Here is a 16,336-nt window from a genome sequence, read left to right as displayed (position 1 = left end):
ATACCCTTGAGATTCAGATTTAGTGCCGACGTCCCTGCAGCAGGTTTTTCACGGCTGCCAGGAGCCCGTCTGCAACTTTCTCGGCATTGACCTTGAACTTTCCATCGGCAATGGCCGTCTTGATGGCGTCCACTTTGCCCGCATCGAAAACTTCGCCCGCGGCCATGGAGCCTTGCAAAGCCTGTAATTGCGCAGACATGGGGGAGGACTTGATCGTCCCTGCAGCCGTGGCGGGCGCGGTCTCGGCCTTATCTACCTTTTTACCTGTGTTTGCCTGGGTTTGTCCGAGCGGTAAGCTGGTTGACTTTTTCGAGTCATTGATTTTCATTGTGTTATCTCAATCTGATTTGGGCCCAACTAAGCCAGAGCCAGTGTTCATTATATCGGCGAGGCTGTTGCAAACTTTAACGCTCAATCAGAACATATTGGCGGAATCTCGTTAATAGCTTACCTCGATCACGCCACCCGCTTTGGCTATTCCCCTGATCATTTGTCCAGCCTGAGTCCGGGCTTGTACCAATTGACCTTCGCTGGCACTGGTCAGCGCCTGGCCTTCCGACGAAACCTGAAATCCCGGCCCCACGGATACCAGGCGTACCGTTTGCCCTTGCTGTACGGCAGGCTGGCTGCGCAAACTATCCTGGCGCAATGCGCTTCCCGCTTGCAGGGACAGGGTGACGGTGCGGCCAATGGCTTGAGCGGCATCGGTAATGATGCCGGTAGGCAGGGTGGTCAGGTCGCCTTGCATGGTGGCGAGATCGGTCGCGCTGACGATCTGACCCTGGGCCAGCGGTGCGGCAGTAACAATGTAGTCGGCCACCACGCTGACTTTGGCCTGAATGTAAACCGTCCAGGGCGTAGGTACCGTGCAACGGATGCCTACCGTGGTTTTCCCCCATACCCGGCTGCCGCTGGGCATAAATGCCTGGGGTGCAGCGCAGGATGCCAGATCCAGGCGCGGATCGAGCTTGTTGACACTGATGCTGACATGACCGGGAAGCCCGCGAGTCTGTGCGTGCAAAAACTGTTCCGCGATCTGGCGAACGACCGCCGGATCCTGGCGCAAGCCGTCGGTTTGCGCGACGGCAATTTGCATGAACATGAACAGTAGCGTGGCGAGCAGGGTTTTCATGGGTAATTGGCCAACGGATTGATTACCCGCCTATCTTATAGGGTCAGCGTTTAGTCAAAGCAAGGAATAGCTTGCGGATATGGGCGCTTATCAAGCAATTGCGTTTGCCAGTGCCGCCGTAAGATCGGAGCAGTGAAACTGTAATAGCTCTATGACTACACGTTTTCTCTAGCACCATATTTTCGGGGATTGCCATGATCGGGAAACTAGATGAATACCTGCGTTTTCAGGAAACCGCGCTCAGCCTGCGTGCGCAGCGCCAGCAATTGCTGGCATCCAATATCGCCAATGCGGATACGCCTAATTACAAGGCGCGCGATATCGACTTCAGCAGCGCCCTGCAGAATGCGCTGACTCCTGCCGGGCAGTCGCCATCCGAGCTTGCCAAGACTTCCGCCGTGCACCTGAATGCTCCCGGCACAACGGGCCCCAGTGGTACACCGGTGCTGTATCGCAGTGTCCAGCAGGGCAGCGTCGATGGCAACACCGTGGATATGGATACCGAACGCAATCAGTTCGCCGACAACGCAATTCGCTATGAGGCGAGTCTCACCATGATCAGCGGGCAGATCAAGAGTCTGCTGGCTGCAATACAGGGGTAATCATCATGTCGCTCTTCGATGTTTTCAATGTCGCCGGTTCCGCCATGAGTGCGCAGGCACAGCGCCTTAATACTACGGCCAGCAATCTCGCCAACGCCGACAGCACTACCAGTTCCACCGGCCAACCCTATCGCGCCAAGCAGGTCATATTCAGTGCGGTGCCGGTTGCCGGTTCGCAGGCAAGCGGGGTGAAGGTGCTGGGGGTAGTCGAGGACACTTCACCGCCGCGGATGGTTTACGACCCGAAAAATCCCGTTGCCGACGAAAAAGGCTACGTCGCCATGCCCAACGTCAACGTTGTGGAAGAAATGGTCAACATGATTTCTGCGTCGCGCTCTTATCAGACCAACGTGGAAACCATGAATGCAGCCAAAACCATGCTGCTGAAAACCCTCACCATCGGCCAGTAGCCAAGGAGAATTAAATGAGCACCGTGCAAAACAACACCGTTTCTCCCAGCTTGCTGGCTTCCATGAATCCGGCAGCCGCGGCAACGCAGAGTACCGCTGCCGCCGCACAGGATACCTTCATGAAGCTGCTGGTCACCCAGATGAAAAATCAGGATCCGCTCAACCCGCTCGATAACGCGCAGGTAACCAGCCAGCTCGCGCAGCTGTCTACGGTCACCGGTATCGATAAAATGAATACGACGCTGCAGTCCCTGATGGGCAGCTACCAGTCCAGCCAGACCTTGCAGGCAGCGGGGATGATCGGCCATGGGGTATTGGTAGCAGGATCCAGCCTGAACTTGAACAATGGCCAGGCGCCATTCGGCATCGATCTCGCCACGTCGGCTGACGATGTAAAAGTCACTATCAAGGATGCCAGCGGGAGAGCGATACACAGCATGGATCTGGGTTCCCAGCAGGCTGGCATGCTGGCTTTGCAATGGGATGGTACGACCGATAGCGGTGCGGCAGCCGCCAACGGCCAGTACAGCTTCACAGTCAGCGCCACTCAAGGTGGCCAGAATGTGAGTGCAAACGGCCTGGCGTTCGGCCAGGTAGCAAGCGTGGCAAGCAGTGGTCAAGGCGTGGTGCTGAATGTGCCCGGTCTCGGCCCGGTCAATCTGGCTGATATCCGGCAGATTCTTTGAACCAGCATCAAGTACATATTTAGGAGAGCGAAATGGGTTTTCAACAAGGTTTAAGCGGCTTGAATGCGGCGTCAAAGAGTCTGGATGTGATCGGCAACAACGTATCCAATGCCAACACGGTCGGTTTCAAGGAATCGCAGGCGCAATTCGCTGATGTCTACGCCAATTCGCTGACCGGCGCAGGGGCTTCCCAGATCGGTATCGGTACCAAGGTGGCTGTGGTTGCCCAGCAGTTCACCCAGGGCAATATCTCGGCTTCCAATAATCCGCTGGACGTGGCGATCAACGGCGGCGGTTTTTTTCGCATGAGCAATAACGGCACCATTACCTACGCGCGTAATGGCCAGTTTCAGCTTGATAAATCCGGTTATATCATCAACGCTACTGGCGCACGGCTGACCGGTTATACAGCGAATGCCAATGGTGTGCTGTCAACAGGGGCTCCTGCCGATTTAAATATCAATACCTCGGATCTCACACCTCAGACTACGACAAAAGTGAAAGCCGTATTGAATCTGGATTCGGGTAGCACAGTGCCAGTGACCACGCCATTCAATATGGCGGATCCGACTACTTACAACAGTTCGACAGCGGTTTCTGTTTACGACAGCCTGGGTAACGCGCACACCCTGCAGACTTTCTACGTCAAGACCGGCGCCAATGCCTGGAATGTATACGCAGCCAACGACGGCGTGCCTATCGGTTATGTGCCACCCGCTGCACCGGTCCCAGTGGGTTCGCTGGCTTTTGCCACCGATGGTTCGCTCGTCCCCGCCCCACCCTTCGCCGTGCCGCTGACTGTAGGCACAGGTGCAACTTCTCCATTTACGGTTAGTGTTGATTACACGGGAACGTCGCAGTATGGATCAGCCTTCAGCGTTAATGCACTGAAGCAAGATGGCTATACCTCCGGCCGACTGGCCGGCTTCAGTATCAGTGCGGACGGCACCATCGTCGGGCGCTATACCAATGGACAATCCGCCACGCTGGGACAGGTGGTACTGGCGAATTTCACCAACCCCAACGGTCTGCAATCACTCGGCAATAATCTCTGGACGGATACTGCGGCCTCCGGCCCGGCACTGGTGGGTACGCCCAACTCAGGCAGCCTGGGTGTATTGCAGTCGTCTGCGGTGGAAGATTCGAACGTCGATCTTACTGCCGAGCTGGTGAACATGATTACTGCACAGCGCAATTACCAGGCGAATGCGCAAACCATCAAGACGCAGGATCAGGTTCTGCAAACTCTGGTGAATCTGCGTTAATCCGCATTAGCCAAGCCACTGGGAGACCCGCATGGACCGTCTGATCTACACCGCCATGACCGGCGCGAAGCACATCCTGGAACAGCAGGCGACGACGACGAACAATCTGGCCAATGCCACCACGACCGGCTTTCGCGCCCAGCTGGATTCGTTCCGGGCTGTGCCTGTGGTCAGCAGCGAAGGCTTGCCGACGCGCGCCTTTGTGGTGGATTCGACGGTGGGCAGTGATTTTACTCCCGGCGCCATCCAGCAAACCGGGCGCGAGCTCGACGTGGCGGTGCAGGGCAAAGGCTGGATCGCTGTGGAATCGGAAAACGGCGCCGAAGCCTACACACGCAATGGCAGTCTGAAGCTCAGTGAAAATGGGGTTTTGCAGACACAAAGCGGACTCAATGTAATGGGTGACGGCGGCCCTATCAGCATTCCGCCTGATGTCACGATCGCCATCGCCAAAGATGGCACCGTGTCAGCGATCCCGAAAACCGGTTCGCCTTCAGCGGTGAACGTATTGGGGCGTATCAAGCTGGTTGATCCGCCGGATGCGTCTTTGGTACGCGGTGATGATGGCTACTTCCGTACCAAGGATGGCAGCCCTGCCGAATCCGATCCGAATGTGGCGCTAATCGGTGGCGCGCTGGAAGGCAGTAATGTCAATGTGGTGGAAGCCATGGTTAACATGATCAGCCTGGGCCGCCAGTTTGAAATGCAAATGAAGTTGTTGCAGAACGCCGAGAATAACGCCAATAAAGCGAGTCAGCTTCTCAGTTTGAGTTAGTGATGGGCGGCGCAAAATGGCAATTGTATGCCGATGGACAGTTGGTTTTTGTGCATCGGTGATGAAATGTTTTTCTGGAGAAAAAAATGATCCGTTCGCTTTGGATAGCCAAGACCGGTCTGGATGCGCAGCAGACACAAATGGATGTAATCGCCAACAACCTGGCCAACGTCAGCACCAGCGGTTTCAAGCGCTCGCGGGCGGTATTTGAAGATCTGCTGTATCAGACCATGCGCCAACCCGGCGCGCAGTCGTCGCAACAAACCCAGTTGCCGACCGGCTTGCAATTGGGCACCGGTGTTCGCCCGGTCGCTACCGAGCGGATTTTCACTCAGGGCAATCTGCAGCAGACCGGCAACGATAAGGATGTTGCGATCCAGGGCTCCGGTTTTTTCCAGGTGCTGCTTCCGGACGGCACAACGGCTTATACCCGCGACGGTTCATTCCAGAGTGATAGCCAGGGTCAGCTGGTGACTTCCAGCGGTTATGTCATCCAGCCTGCCATCACCATTCCGGCCAATGCGCAGAGCATTACCATCGGGCGCGATGGCACGGTATCGGTGACCCAGCCTGGCAGCGTGGCGCCGGTGCAAGTCGGTTCGCTGCAACTGGCTACATTTATCAATCCGGCCGGGCTGGAAGCCAAAGGCGAGAATCTGTATGTCGAAACTGCTGCCTCGGGCACTGCCAATACCAATACTCCGGGCAGCAATGGTGCCGGCCTGCTGAATCAGGGCTACGTGGAGACCTCGAACGTAAACGTGGCGGAGGAACTGGTAAATATGATCCAGACCCAGCGTGCTTACGAGATCAACAGCAAGGCCATCACGACCTCCGATCAGATGTTGCAGAAGCTGACTCAACTTTGAATGTTTCCTTTACCCGCGTAAATGGAGCAGAAATGAATAATCGCGCTGTTGCCGTGATGATTTTATCGATTGTGCTGCTCGGCGGTTGCGCCGTGGTGCCCGATACGATCGTGCAGAAGCCCACCCATGCCAAGCCGCTCCAGGCCGCACCGGCAGCGCCGACCAACGGCGGGATTTTCCAGGCCACGTCGTATCGTCCGCTGTTCGAAGACCGGCGTGCGCGCCTGGTGGGCGATGTGCTCACCATCGCCATCAACGAGAAAACCAATGCCGGCAAGCAGACCGGCAGTTCCGGCAGCAAGAGTGGCAGCGTAGCGGCCAGTATCCCGACCATACTGGGCTTGCCGCTTAAAATGCTGCAAGGAACCTCGGTCTCCGCGCAATCAGCGAACAAATATGATACGAAGGGCGCAGAAAATTCCAGCAACATTTTCACTGGCACGTTGACTGTCACCGTTACCGATGTGCTTCCCAATGGCAACCTGATGGTCAGTGGCGAAAAGCAGGTGTCGCTGGATACGGGCGTCGAATACATTCGTTTTTCCGGGGTAGTGAGCCCGGACACCATTGCGACGGGTAATGTGGTGTCATCCACCCAGGTCGCCGATGCGCGGGTTGAATATCGGTCCAACAGCCGTATCGATGCGGCACAGGTCATGACTTCCCTGACGCGATTTTTCTTGAGCGTGATGCCATTATGAGAGCCGCAAATATGCGTTTGGAAAAATCGGGCAGGACTTTAGTGATGCTGTTTGCATTGCTTGCTACGCTGATCTCTGGCGTGTCGCATGCCGAGCGTCTCAAGGATCTGGCCAGCATCCAGGGGGTACGGCAGAACCAGCTGATCGGTTATGGTCTGGTGGTTGGTCTGGACGGCAGCGGCGACCAGACCACCCAAACACCATTCACCGTACAAAGCGTGGCCAGCATGTTGCAGCAAATGGGCGTCAATCTGCCGCCCGGCACGACGTTGCAGCTCAAGAACGTGGCGGCGGTGATGGTGACGGCATCGCTACCGGCCTTCGCCCAGCCCGGGCAGACGCTCGACATTACCGTATCCTCGATGGGCAATGCCAAGAGTCTGCGCGGCGGAACCCTGCTGATGACGCCGCTGAAAGGCGCCGATAACCAGATCTATGCCATGGCCCAGGGCAACTTGCTGGTGGGAGGCGTAGGCGCTTCTGCAGGCGGCAGCAAGGTACAGGTCAATCATCTCAGCGTGGGACGCATATCCGCCGGTGCAACCGTAGAGCGCGCGGTGCCCAGCTCGCTGAGCCAGGGGAATGTGGTGCGGCTGGAACTCAACGACACCGATTTTTCCACTGCCAGTCGTGTGGTCGCCGCGGTCAACAAACATTTTGGCAATAACACGGCTGCCGCACTGGATGGGCGTGTAATCCAGGTGCAGGCGCCGCTCAACAGCGATGAACGGGTTGCCTTTCTGGGGGCATTGGAAAGCCTCAATGTGACGCCGGCGCAGACCGCCGCCAAGGTGATTCTTAACGCCCGCACTGGTTCCGTGGTGATGAACCAGGCGGTCACGCTGGATAGCTGCGCGGTTTCGCACGGCAATCTCTCCGTAATGATCGACACCCAGCCGGTCATCAGCCAGCCCGCGCCATTTTCACAGGGTCAGACAGTCGTAGCCCAGCGTTCCCAGGTCGAGATCAAGAAAGAACCTGGCCAGGTATTGATGCTGCAAAGCGGTGCTTCCCTGGCCGAAGTGGTGAGGGCACTGAATGCCATTGGAGCGACACCGCAGGATTTGCTGGCCATTTTGCAGGCAATGAAAGCAGCTGGCTCACTGCGCGCCGAGCTCGAAATTATTTGACCAACGCTGACCATGATCAACCCGACCGAACTGTCCGCAAATCTGGTTACCGATACCCAGAGTGTGGATGCGTTACGCCAGTCGGCCAAGCAGAATACGCCGGAGGGATTGAAGACCGTCGCCAAGCAGTTTGAAGCCTTGTTCATGAACATGATGCTCAAGAGCATGCGCGAAGCCAGCCCGCAGGATGGGACATTCGACAATGCGCAGACCCGGATGTATACCTCGATGCTGGACCAGCAGTTAAGCCAGAATCTCGCCTCGCGCGGCGTGGGGCTGGCTGACGTATTGATACGCCAGCTCTCCAATACGGTGACGGCCCCGCCGGGAGATAAACCGTCTGGACAACCCATGCCGTCTTTATCCGGTCTGCCATCCGGCGTGAATCCTGCCCCTGCTTCCAACGCGGCACCTGCTACTGCACCAGCCAAAACCAGTTCGAGCCAGTCAGCGCACGTGCAGGCGTTTCAGGCGCGCCTTGAGGGGCATGCAGAAGAGGCCAGTCGTACCACCGGCATTCCGGCCAAATTCATGCTCGGCCAGGCCGCACTGGAAAGTGGCTGGGGGCGACGTGAAATCATCGCGGCGGATGGCACGCCCAGCCACAATCTGTTCGGCATTAAGGCAAGCGGTGGCTGGCAAGGCAAGGTGGTGGAACATGTCACCACTGAATATGTGCACGGTGTGGCACAGAAAGTAGTACAGAAATTCCGCGCCTATGACAACTACGCCGATGCCTTCCGCGACTACGCTCACATGTTGCGCAGCAACCCGCGCTATCAACAAGTACTGGCCAATGCCCAGGATGTGGCTGGCTTTGCCCAGGGTCTGCAGCGTGCCGGTTATGCCACTGATCCGCATTATGCAGATAAGTTGACGCGCATCATCACGCAATCGCTGTCTGCCTGAGAAACTTCGCTAGCCCCGTTAAAGTTTTTTGACGGCGTGCCGACAACCTCCCTATACAAGTAGATTAAAGACACCATGGCCTCCAATATTCTCAGCATCGGACAAAGCGCTCTCGCCGCAGCCCAGGCGGGGATCAGCACGACTGGGAACAACATCGCCAACGCCGCCACACCGGGCTACAGCCGTCAGGTGGTGATACAGAGTTCGGCGCTCGAACAGAATTTTGGCTATGGTTTTCTGGGACAGGGCACCCAGATTGAAACGATCAAACGTATCTACAACGATTTCCAGGCGTCCCAGGTTCGTGCCGCACAGTCTACAAACAGCAGTCAGAGCACTTACGCGACGCAGCTTCAGCAAGTCGACAATATGCTGGCCGACCCTTCTGCGGGACTGTCGCCCGCGTTGCAGGATTTTTTCAAGGGCGTGCAGGATCTGGCCGCCAATCCGGCGTCGGTCCCCTCGCGTCAGGCTGCGTTGTCCTCGGGTCAGTCGCTGGTGTCGCGTTTTCAGAGCTTGAACGATCAGCTGGCCCAGATGAACCAGGGCGTGAATAGCCAGATCACATCGAGCGTCGGCGTCATCAACACCTATGCACAGAAAATCGCGCAACTGAATGATGCAATCACGCTGGCGCAAGGGGCGAACAACGGCCAGCCAGCGAATGATCTGCTTGATCAGCGTGACCAGTTGATGGCCGATTTGAGCAAGGAAATTCAGACCACAGTCGTCAAGCAGGATGACGGGAAATATAACGTCTTTATCGGCAATGGCCAGCCGCTGGTGATCGGCAAGCAGGCTTATGCGTTGAGCACGACTATTTCGCCGACCGATCCAAGCCGTATCGAGGTCGCTTACGCGACCAATGGTACGAGCGTGATCATGGGAGAAAACAGCCTGAGCGGCGGAAATTTGGGCGGATTGCTCGCTTTCCGCAGTCAGTCGCTGGATCCTGCACAGAATGCACTGGGGCGGGTTGCAATCGGCCTGGCCAGCGATTTCAACGCCCAGCATCGTCTTGGTCAGGGTCTCAATGGCAATCTGGGCGGCGATTTCTTTACCGTAGCGTCACCCCGGGTGAGTGCCAGTACCACCAATACCGGAACCGGAGCGCTTACAGCCACGATCAGTAGTGCGAGTGCTTTGACCGCCAGCGATTACCGGCTGAATTACGACGGCACAAATTACAAGCTTACGCGGGTTACGGATGGCGCCGTCACCACGTTCAGCGCTTTTCCGCAAACCATCGATGGCGTGAGCCTGAATATTACCGGTACGCCGGCAGCGGGAGACAGCTTTCTGATCCGTCCTACCGTAGATGGCGCCAAGGCGATCAATGTGGCCATTAGCGATCCGGCACTGATCGCAGCGGCAGCACCGATTCGTTCTTCGGCCACCTCGCCACCGATTCGTTCTTCGGCCACCACGACCAATACAGGCACAGGGAGTATTGGGACGGCGAGTGTCAATCCACCACCCGTCGACGCCAATTTACAACAGCCGGTAACGATTACCTTTACTTCTCCAACGACGTTTTCCGTGAGCGGAACGGGCACCGGAAATCCTACGGGCGTGACCTATACGCCCGGTGCAAACATCAGCTACAACGGCTGGACCGTCCAGATCGCCGGAGCTCCGGCCAGTGGCGACAGCTTCGCTGTTTCACCCAACTCGGGCTCGGGAACGATCAGCGCACCCAGCGTGAACACACCGCCGCCCCCCAACGCCAATTTGCAGCAGCCGGTGACGATTACTTTCACCTCGCCGACGACGTTTGACGTGAGCGGCACCGGCACCGGAAACCCTACCGGCGTGACCTATACCCCCGGCGCAAACATCAGCTACAACGGCTGGACCGTCCAGATCGCCGGTGCTCCGGCCAGCGGCGACAGTTTTGCTGTTACAGCCAATACCGGCGGTGTTGGCGACAGCCGCAATGCGCTGCTGCTCGGCGCCTTGCAAACCAGCAATACCCTGGCCGGCGGTACCACGACCTATCAGGGCGCCTATTCGCAATTGGTCAGTAGCGTAGGTAATAAAACCAACGAACTCAATGTGTCGAGCACCGCATCGGGTAATTTGTTGACCGGCCTGGTGCAGGCGCAGCAGTCCGAATCAGGAGTCAATCTGGACGAAGAGGCAACCAATCTGTTGCGCTATCAGCAGGCCTATCAGGCAGCCGGTAAGGTCATGCAGATCGCCAGCCAGCTGTTCAACACTCTGCTCACGCTGGGTAATTAAGGGGATAAACATGCGTATCAGTACCAGCATGATCTTTCAGCAGGGCGCAGCCAAAATCAGCGACCTGCAAACCAATCTGGTGAAGACGCAACAACAGTTGTCTACCGGGCGTCGCATCCTGACGCCCGCGGATGATCCGGTTGCCGCCGCCCGTGCGCTGGACGTTACCCAGTCGCAATCAGTCAATGCGCAATACGCCACCAACCGCCAGACTGCGGTCGGTTCGCTCACCGCTGTGGACAGCACCCTGGCGAGCGTTACTTCGGTTCTGCAGGATGTCAAAACGCAAACTGTCTACGCCGGAAATGGCACCTTGTCGAACTCGGATCGCAGCAATCTGGCGACGCAATTGAGCAGCGACCTGGATCAATTGCTGGCATTGGCCAATACCACGGATGGCATTGGCAATTACCTGTTCTCCGGTTATCAGACCGGAACTCAGCCGTTCGTCAAAACCGCGACGGGTGCTCAATACAATGGCGACCAGGGACAACGGCAAATACAGGTGGATTCCTCACGGCAGATGGCGGTGAGCGATTCCGGACAGGCCATATTCCAGGGGAATAATCAGGATGTGTTCAAGACGCTGACCGACTTGATTACATTACTGCAAACCCCGGTCACCACGCCGGCGGGGAGCGCCGCCCTAACGGCCGGGCTGTCGACTGCCAACGGCAATATCGACCAATCTCTCAACAATGTGCTGACAACACGAGCTTCTGTCGGATCGCGCCTCAGAGAACTGGATTCCCTGAACAGCGCCGGTTCAAGCCGGGACATCCAGTACAGCCAGACCTTGTCACAACTTCAGGATGTTGATTACGCCAAGGCGATCAGTCAGCTTACCCAACAGCAAACTACGCTCCAGGCCGCGCAGCAGTCCTTTGTGAAAATCGCCGGCTTGTCGTTATTTAATTATCTGTGAGTTTAGACATGGTTCCTAATCAAGTAATGGGCTCACAGGTCAAGAATCTGCTCTCCGGGGTGTCTGACCATGGCGACCGGCATCTGGTCGAAGTGGAAACAGACCTGGTGCAGATGAATATTCTGCTGAGTGAAGCAATTAAAAAGCTGGGTTCGAGCTTCATGGCGATTCATGGAGCGCTCAGTATCCAGCAGGAGACGGTAAACCTGTTGCTGTCCGGCGGAACTCCCGCACCTGAATGTGTTGCCAGGCTGGAAGCCATCCAGGGTGAGATAGGCCAGCATGTGAATGCTGCCGTGACCGGCCTGCAATTTCAGGATATGACCAGCCAGTTGATTGGCAGAATGGTGACGCATCTGTCAGGGCTGCGCGACGTGTTCGGCGCGCTCGACACAGGCAGTTCCAATGTGTTGCCTGAAAGTGATCACGAAGACATCGTCACTTTGTTGAATAGCCTCAATCAGATGCTGGCTGAGCGAAGTGTTGCACTTGAGGGTGCTTTGCGCAAAGCAGTTAACCAAAGGCATATGGAAAGCGGAGACATTGAGCTTTTCTAGCAAATAGCGGGAAGCAATACGAACGGGTAGTCAGCCCGGATACGAAAATAGCAGGAGTAATGATGGCCAAAACAATACTAGCAGTAGATGACTCGGGTTCGTTGCGCCAGATGGTGGCATTTAGTCTGAAAGCAGCGGGATACCAGGTGATCGAAGCTGTGGATGGGCAGGATGGCCTGGACAAGGCAAAGAAACAGACCGTTGATCTGGTGCTGACGGATCAGAACATGCCACGCATGGATGGCCTGAGCCTGATCAAGGCATTGCGCGGCATGACGAGCTACCAGCGCGTGCCGATTCTGATGTTGACCACCGAATCCGGCGACGATATGAAAGCTCAGGGAAAAGCCGCAGGCGCCAATGGATGGCTGGTCAAACCGTTCGATCCGCAACGGCTGACCGAGGTTGTAAAAAAAGTAATCGGCTGATGAAAGCATAAGAAATCATGCTGCAAGCAAATGACGGAGACAAGAAATGACAGTTGATATGAGCCAGTTTTACCAGGTGTTCTTTGATGAGGCAGAGGAGTTGCTCGCCGAAAAGGAGAAACTGTTGCTGGCTGTTGATGTATCAGCACCGGATAGCGAAGATCTTAATGCGATCTTTCGCGCAGCACACTCGATCAAGGGCGGGGCAGCTACTTTCGGCTTCACCGATATTACCGAAGTGACGCACATGCTGGAGTCCTTGCTCGACAGAATTCGCAAAGGCGAGATGGCGTTGACGGCAGAGCATGTGGATGCGTTCCTGGCCGCCAAGGACATCCTGAAAATGCAAATGGATGGCCACCGGCAGGGTTCGAGCGTCGATCAGGATGCGGTGAGCAGTGTATGCCAGCGGCTGCACGCGCTGTCGCAGGATTCCGCCGCGCATGCAGGAAGTGCGGTGCAACCTGCAGGCCAACCGGAAAAACGCGCTACCGGAACAGCGTCCACACCCACTCAAGCTGCGAGTGCGAGCCGCAGTTTCCGCATTGAATTACCGGAAGTGCCGCAGCGAGATGTCGACGCGTTGGCCGCAGAGCTGGGCTTGCTGGGTGAAATCAGCCAGTCCGTACTCGACAATAAGCGCAGCGTTTTTACGCTGGCGACCAATGAAAAGCTGGACGATATTATCGCCATTTGCTCATTCGTGCTGGATCCGGACGACCTTAAAATTACCGAGGAAACTGCTTCGGCAGTGGCTCAGCCGGAAGCTGATACCGCGCCGCCGGCAATGCCGGAATCAGAGCCTGGCTATGGTTTTTTCGAGCCACTGAAATCTGAAATCGAGAAAAAAGATACCTCCGCAACAGAGCAAGCCGCTGCTATGCCTCAATCAGCTCACCAGGAAGCCGAAACCGCAGTATCCGTTGAAGGCAAGCCATTTGGCAGGCGCGCCGCGGATAAACAACCGGCAACCCAGGAATCGTCATCGATTCGCGTCGGTATTGAAAAAGTGGATCAGCTCATCAACCTGGTCGGTGAGCTGGTCATTACCCAGGCCATGATCGAGCAACGCACCGGTTCTCTTGACCCGATTCTTCATGAACGACTGTTGAACAGCGTCGGTCAGTTGACGCGCAATACGCGCGACCTGCAGGAAGCGGTGATGTCCATCCGCATGATGCCGATGGATTACGTATTCTCGCGCTTCCCGCGCATGGTGCGCGATCTGGCTGCCAAGCTGGGTAAAAAAGTTGAATTCATTACGCGGGGTGCCGCGACAGAACTCGATAAGGGTTTGATCGAACGCATCGTGGACCCGCTCACGCATCTGGTGCGCAACAGCGTTGACCATGGCATAGAAATGCCTGATGCGCGGCGTGCGGCAGGGAAAGACGAAGCCGGCAAACTGATACTTTCCGCCGCGCATCAGGGTGGCAACATCGTGATCGAAGTGAGCGACGACGGGGCCGGCCTGAATCGCGACAGAATTCTTGCCAAGGCAAAGCAGCAAGGTTTGCCGGTTTCGGACACCATGCCGGACGCAGAGGTATGGCAGCTTATCTTCGCACCAGGCTTTTCCACAGCTGAAGCGGTGACCGATGTGTCCGGGCGTGGTGTGGGCATGGATGTGGTCAAGCGCAACATCATGGCCATGGGCGGCACTGTGGAAATCAGTTCAGCCAAAGGCTACGGCAGCACGATGTCGATCTCGCTGCCGCTCACGCTGGCAATTCTGGACGGCATGTCGGTCAAGGTTGGTGAAGAAGTGTATATCCTGCCGCTGGGTTACGTCATCGAATCACTCCAGCCCACCCCCGCAGACGTCAAGGAAATCGCCGGTCAGGGGCAAGTGGTCAAGGTCCGCGAAGATTATTTGCCGCTAATCCCGCTACACAAGATTTTTGCGATCGAACCGCGTTACACCGATCCGTCGCAAGGCATTGTCGTCATTCTGGAAAGCGATGGCAAAAAAGCCGCATTATTGGTCGATGCGCTGGTCGGGCAGCAGCAGGTAGTAGTGAAAAATCTCGAGTCGAATTTCCGCAAAGTGGCCGGCATTTCGGGCGCCACCATTCTGGGTGACGGCGGCGTTTCGCTGATTCTCGATGTCGCCGCACTATTGCGCTCAAGTCGTCAGCTTACTGCTGCGCCTATTTTCTCCTGATAAGGACAAGGATCATGTCACAAACTGCACACACACAAACCAATGCCGCCTTGCATCAGGCGCACTCCGAGGTCTCCGGAAACGAGTTTCTTGCCTTTACTTTAGGCAAGGAAGAATACGGCATCGACATTCTCAAGGTTCAGGAGATTCGTGGATACGAGCCAGTGACGCGCATCGCCAATTCACCGGAGTTCATCAAAGGTGTAGTGAATCTGCGCGGCATCATTGTGCCGATCGTCGACATGCGTATCAAATTCAATCTTGGCGAGCCGGTCTATGACCAGTTTACCGTGGTGATCATCCTCAATATCGCCGGCCGGGTAATGGGAATGGTGGTTGACAGCGTCTCCGACGTCACAACCCTCTCTCCTGAGCAAATCAAAGCGGCCCCGGAGATGGGAACGACGTTCGACACGGATTACCTGATTGGCCTCGGTACGCTGGATGAGCGCATGCTGATTCTGGTGGATATCGACAAACTCATGTCCAGCGCAGAAATGGGTCTGATCGAGGAAGCTGCAGCATAACGAAGAAAAAATGCCGGGGTCGCAAAATGCCGCTTCCGGCAAATTCCGACCCTGCATAAGAATTTGGAGGATGGAGAAATGTTAAGGAATCTAAGTATCAAATCGCGGCTGATTTTTGTGATCGGTTTTCTTTCCATGCTGCTTACCGGGATAGGCATCCTGGGTTTGGTGAGCCTGAATTCCGCCAATAGTGCATTGAAAAGTGTATACGAGGAGCGGATGGTTACCGTGGGGCACCTGGACGAGGTGGTCAGGCTGATCAATAAAAATCAATTGTTGGTTGCCGAATCTATTGTCGGACAGGTGGGGGCCTTCGCAGAGGGACCAGCGGTAGTCGGCAAACAGATGGATGAGGCGGAAAAGGTCATCAAGGAGATTGATCAGGTCTGGCATGCCTACCTCAAGACCAAGCTGAGTCCGGAAGAGAAAAAACTCGCGGACAGCTTTGTCGCAAGTCGCATCAAATATGGACGGGGTGGATTGCGCCCGGCAATCGCGGCATTGCGTGCAGCGGATTATCAGCAGGCTGGAGAGCTTGTGCAGGGCCCAATGAAAGATAGTTATAAGGAAGTGCGCAAGAATATTGATGCGCTAATTCAGTATCAGATGGATCAGGCCAGGCACGAGTTTGAAAACACCCAGAGCATGTATGCGACGGTGCGCAATATTTCAATCATCGCTATTCTGGCAGGCGTGCTGCTCGCCGCCTTCATCGGTGTCTGGCTTATTCGTGCCATTTCCGGGCCATTGAATGAGGCTGTTCGAATTGCTAAAAGTGTTGCCGCAGGAGATTTAACCCAGACCATTGAAGTCCACTCCAAAGACGAGACGGGACAATTGATGCAGGCAATGAAGGACATGAACGACAGTCTGGCGCATATCGTGGGCCAGGTTCGCAGCGGCACCGAGACCATAGCCGTCGCCTCACGCCAGATCGCCTCTGGCAACGCGGACCTGTCAGCGCGTACCGAATCGCAGGCCAGTTCCCTGGAAGAGACCGCCAGCTCCATGGAAG

The 16,336-nt window shown here is 56.2% G+C and carries 18 protein-coding genes; 16 read left to right on the top strand and 2 right to left on the bottom strand.

Annotated elements, in window-relative coordinates; genetic code table 11:
* Positions 1–19: 19 nt before the first annotated feature.
* Both flgM and flgA read right to left on the bottom strand, forming a co-directional pair.
* Positions 20–328, bottom strand: a complete 309-nt coding sequence (gene flgM / locus EI185_RS01210; RefSeq protein WP_124703301.1) for a flagellar biosynthesis anti-sigma factor FlgM — start codon at positions 326–328, stop codon at positions 20–22.
* A 111-nt stretch (positions 329–439) separates the two neighbouring features.
* The gene (flgA, locus tag EI185_RS01205; RefSeq protein WP_124703300.1) at positions 440–1,132 is read right to left on the bottom strand and encodes a flagellar basal body P-ring formation chaperone FlgA; all 693 of its coding nucleotides are present in this window, start codon (positions 1,130–1,132) and stop codon (positions 440–442) included.
* 194 nt (positions 1,133–1,326) lie between these two features.
* Between flgA and flgB the strand changes: the two genes are divergently transcribed.
* The 16 genes from flgB to EI185_RS01125 form a co-directional block, all read left to right on the top strand.
* Positions 1,327–1,734: a flagellar basal body rod protein FlgB gene (gene flgB / locus EI185_RS01200; RefSeq protein WP_124703299.1), complete on the top strand. Its 408-nt coding sequence runs from the start codon at positions 1,327–1,329 to the stop codon at positions 1,732–1,734.
* Positions 1,735–1,739: 5 nt separating this feature from the next.
* Complete coding sequence (gene flgC / locus EI185_RS01195; protein ID WP_124703298.1) at positions 1,740–2,144, top strand: flagellar basal body rod protein FlgC; 405 nt, start codon at positions 1,740–1,742, stop codon at positions 2,142–2,144.
* A 14-nt stretch (positions 2,145–2,158) separates the two neighbouring features.
* Entirely contained in the window at positions 2,159–2,830 is a 672-nt protein-coding gene (locus EI185_RS01190; protein ID WP_124703297.1) for a flagellar hook assembly protein FlgD, read from the top strand.
* Positions 2,831–2,862: 32 nt separating this feature from the next.
* Positions 2,863–4,095 (top strand): flagellar hook protein FlgE, encoded by a 1,233-nt coding sequence (gene flgE / locus EI185_RS01185; RefSeq protein ID WP_124703296.1) that lies wholly within the window; start codon positions 2,863–2,865, stop codon positions 4,093–4,095.
* Between the two features lie 31 nt (positions 4,096–4,126).
* Positions 4,127–4,870 (top strand): flagellar basal-body rod protein FlgF, encoded by a 744-nt coding sequence (gene flgF / locus EI185_RS01180; protein WP_124703295.1) that lies wholly within the window; start codon positions 4,127–4,129, stop codon positions 4,868–4,870.
* 86 nt (positions 4,871–4,956) lie between these two features.
* On the top strand, positions 4,957–5,739 hold the full coding sequence (flgG, locus tag EI185_RS01175; RefSeq protein WP_124703294.1) for a flagellar basal-body rod protein FlgG: 783 nt from the start codon (positions 4,957–4,959) through the stop codon (positions 5,737–5,739).
* Positions 5,740–5,771: 32 nt separating this feature from the next.
* Entirely contained in the window at positions 5,772–6,440 is a 669-nt protein-coding gene (locus EI185_RS01170) for a flagellar basal body L-ring protein FlgH (protein ID WP_124703293.1), read from the top strand.
* Positions 6,441–6,484: 44 nt separating this feature from the next.
* Positions 6,485–7,570, top strand: coding sequence for a flagellar basal body P-ring protein FlgI (locus tag EI185_RS01165; protein WP_189836249.1), 1,086 nt, complete (start codon positions 6,485–6,487; stop codon positions 7,568–7,570).
* A gap of 12 nt (positions 7,571–7,582) precedes the next feature.
* Positions 7,583–8,479, top strand: a complete 897-nt coding sequence (gene flgJ / locus EI185_RS01160) for a flagellar assembly peptidoglycan hydrolase FlgJ (protein WP_124703291.1) — start codon at positions 7,583–7,585, stop codon at positions 8,477–8,479.
* A 75-nt stretch (positions 8,480–8,554) separates the two neighbouring features.
* Complete coding sequence (gene flgK / locus EI185_RS01155) at positions 8,555–10,720, top strand: flagellar hook-associated protein FlgK (protein WP_124703290.1); 2,166 nt, start codon at positions 8,555–8,557, stop codon at positions 10,718–10,720.
* 10 nt (positions 10,721–10,730) lie between these two features.
* On the top strand, positions 10,731–11,645 hold the full coding sequence (gene flgL / locus EI185_RS01150; protein WP_124703289.1) for a flagellar hook-associated protein FlgL: 915 nt from the start codon (positions 10,731–10,733) through the stop codon (positions 11,643–11,645).
* A complete protein-coding gene (locus EI185_RS01145) occupies positions 11,642–12,202 on the top strand; it encodes a chemotaxis protein (protein ID WP_223247600.1) in 561 nt (186 codons plus the stop codon). Before flgL ends, EI185_RS01145 begins: the two co-directional genes overlap by 4 nt.
* A 62-nt stretch (positions 12,203–12,264) precedes the next feature.
* Positions 12,265–12,630 (top strand): response regulator, encoded by a 366-nt coding sequence (locus tag EI185_RS01140; protein WP_124703553.1) that lies wholly within the window; start codon positions 12,265–12,267, stop codon positions 12,628–12,630.
* 46 nt (positions 12,631–12,676) lie between these two features.
* Entirely contained in the window at positions 12,677–14,794 is a 2,118-nt protein-coding gene (gene cheA, locus EI185_RS01135) for a chemotaxis protein CheA (protein ID WP_124703288.1), read from the top strand.
* 14 nt (positions 14,795–14,808) lie between these two features.
* Positions 14,809–15,321 (top strand): chemotaxis protein CheW, encoded by a 513-nt coding sequence (locus EI185_RS01130; RefSeq protein WP_124703287.1) that lies wholly within the window; start codon positions 14,809–14,811, stop codon positions 15,319–15,321.
* Positions 15,322–15,399: 78 nt separating this feature from the next.
* Positions 15,400–16,336: methyl-accepting chemotaxis protein (locus EI185_RS01125; RefSeq protein WP_124703286.1), on the top strand; the 937-nt coding region annotated here is incomplete at its 3' end.

The sequence above is a fragment of the Sulfuriferula multivorans genome (assembly GCF_003851125.1).
Classification (GTDB): Bacteria; Pseudomonadota; Gammaproteobacteria; order Burkholderiales; family Sulfuriferulaceae; genus Sulfuriferula; species Sulfuriferula multivorans.
The sequence above is the reverse complement of the archived record's forward strand: the minus strand, read 5'-3'. Positions and strand labels throughout refer to the sequence as shown.

Coding starts and splice junctions, on each gene's coding strand:
- flgM (WP_124703301.1), bottom strand. CDS start 328: ATGAAAATCAATGACTCGAAAAAGTCAACCAGCTTACCGCTCGGACAA.
- flgA (WP_124703300.1), bottom strand. CDS start 1,132: ATGAAAACCCTGCTCGCCACGCTACTGTTCATGTTCATGCAAATTGCC.
- flgB (WP_124703299.1), top strand. CDS start 1,327: ATGATCGGGAAACTAGATGAATACCTGCGTTTTCAGGAAACCGCGCTC.
- flgC (WP_124703298.1), top strand. CDS start 1,740: ATGTCGCTCTTCGATGTTTTCAATGTCGCCGGTTCCGCCATGAGTGCG.
- EI185_RS01190 (WP_124703297.1), top strand. CDS start 2,159: ATGAGCACCGTGCAAAACAACACCGTTTCTCCCAGCTTGCTGGCTTCC.
- flgE (WP_124703296.1), top strand. CDS start 2,863: ATGGGTTTTCAACAAGGTTTAAGCGGCTTGAATGCGGCGTCAAAGAGT.
- flgF (WP_124703295.1), top strand. CDS start 4,127: ATGGACCGTCTGATCTACACCGCCATGACCGGCGCGAAGCACATCCTG.
- flgG (WP_124703294.1), top strand. CDS start 4,957: ATGATCCGTTCGCTTTGGATAGCCAAGACCGGTCTGGATGCGCAGCAG.
- EI185_RS01170 (WP_124703293.1), top strand. CDS start 5,772: ATGAATAATCGCGCTGTTGCCGTGATGATTTTATCGATTGTGCTGCTC.
- EI185_RS01165 (WP_189836249.1), top strand. CDS start 6,485: ATGCTGTTTGCATTGCTTGCTACGCTGATCTCTGGCGTGTCGCATGCC.
- flgJ (WP_124703291.1), top strand. CDS start 7,583: ATGATCAACCCGACCGAACTGTCCGCAAATCTGGTTACCGATACCCAG.
- flgK (WP_124703290.1), top strand. CDS start 8,555: ATGGCCTCCAATATTCTCAGCATCGGACAAAGCGCTCTCGCCGCAGCC.
- flgL (WP_124703289.1), top strand. CDS start 10,731: ATGCGTATCAGTACCAGCATGATCTTTCAGCAGGGCGCAGCCAAAATC.
- EI185_RS01140 (WP_124703553.1), top strand. CDS start 12,265: ATGGCCAAAACAATACTAGCAGTAGATGACTCGGGTTCGTTGCGCCAG.
- cheA (WP_124703288.1), top strand. CDS start 12,677: ATGACAGTTGATATGAGCCAGTTTTACCAGGTGTTCTTTGATGAGGCA.
- EI185_RS01130 (WP_124703287.1), top strand. CDS start 14,809: ATGTCACAAACTGCACACACACAAACCAATGCCGCCTTGCATCAGGCG.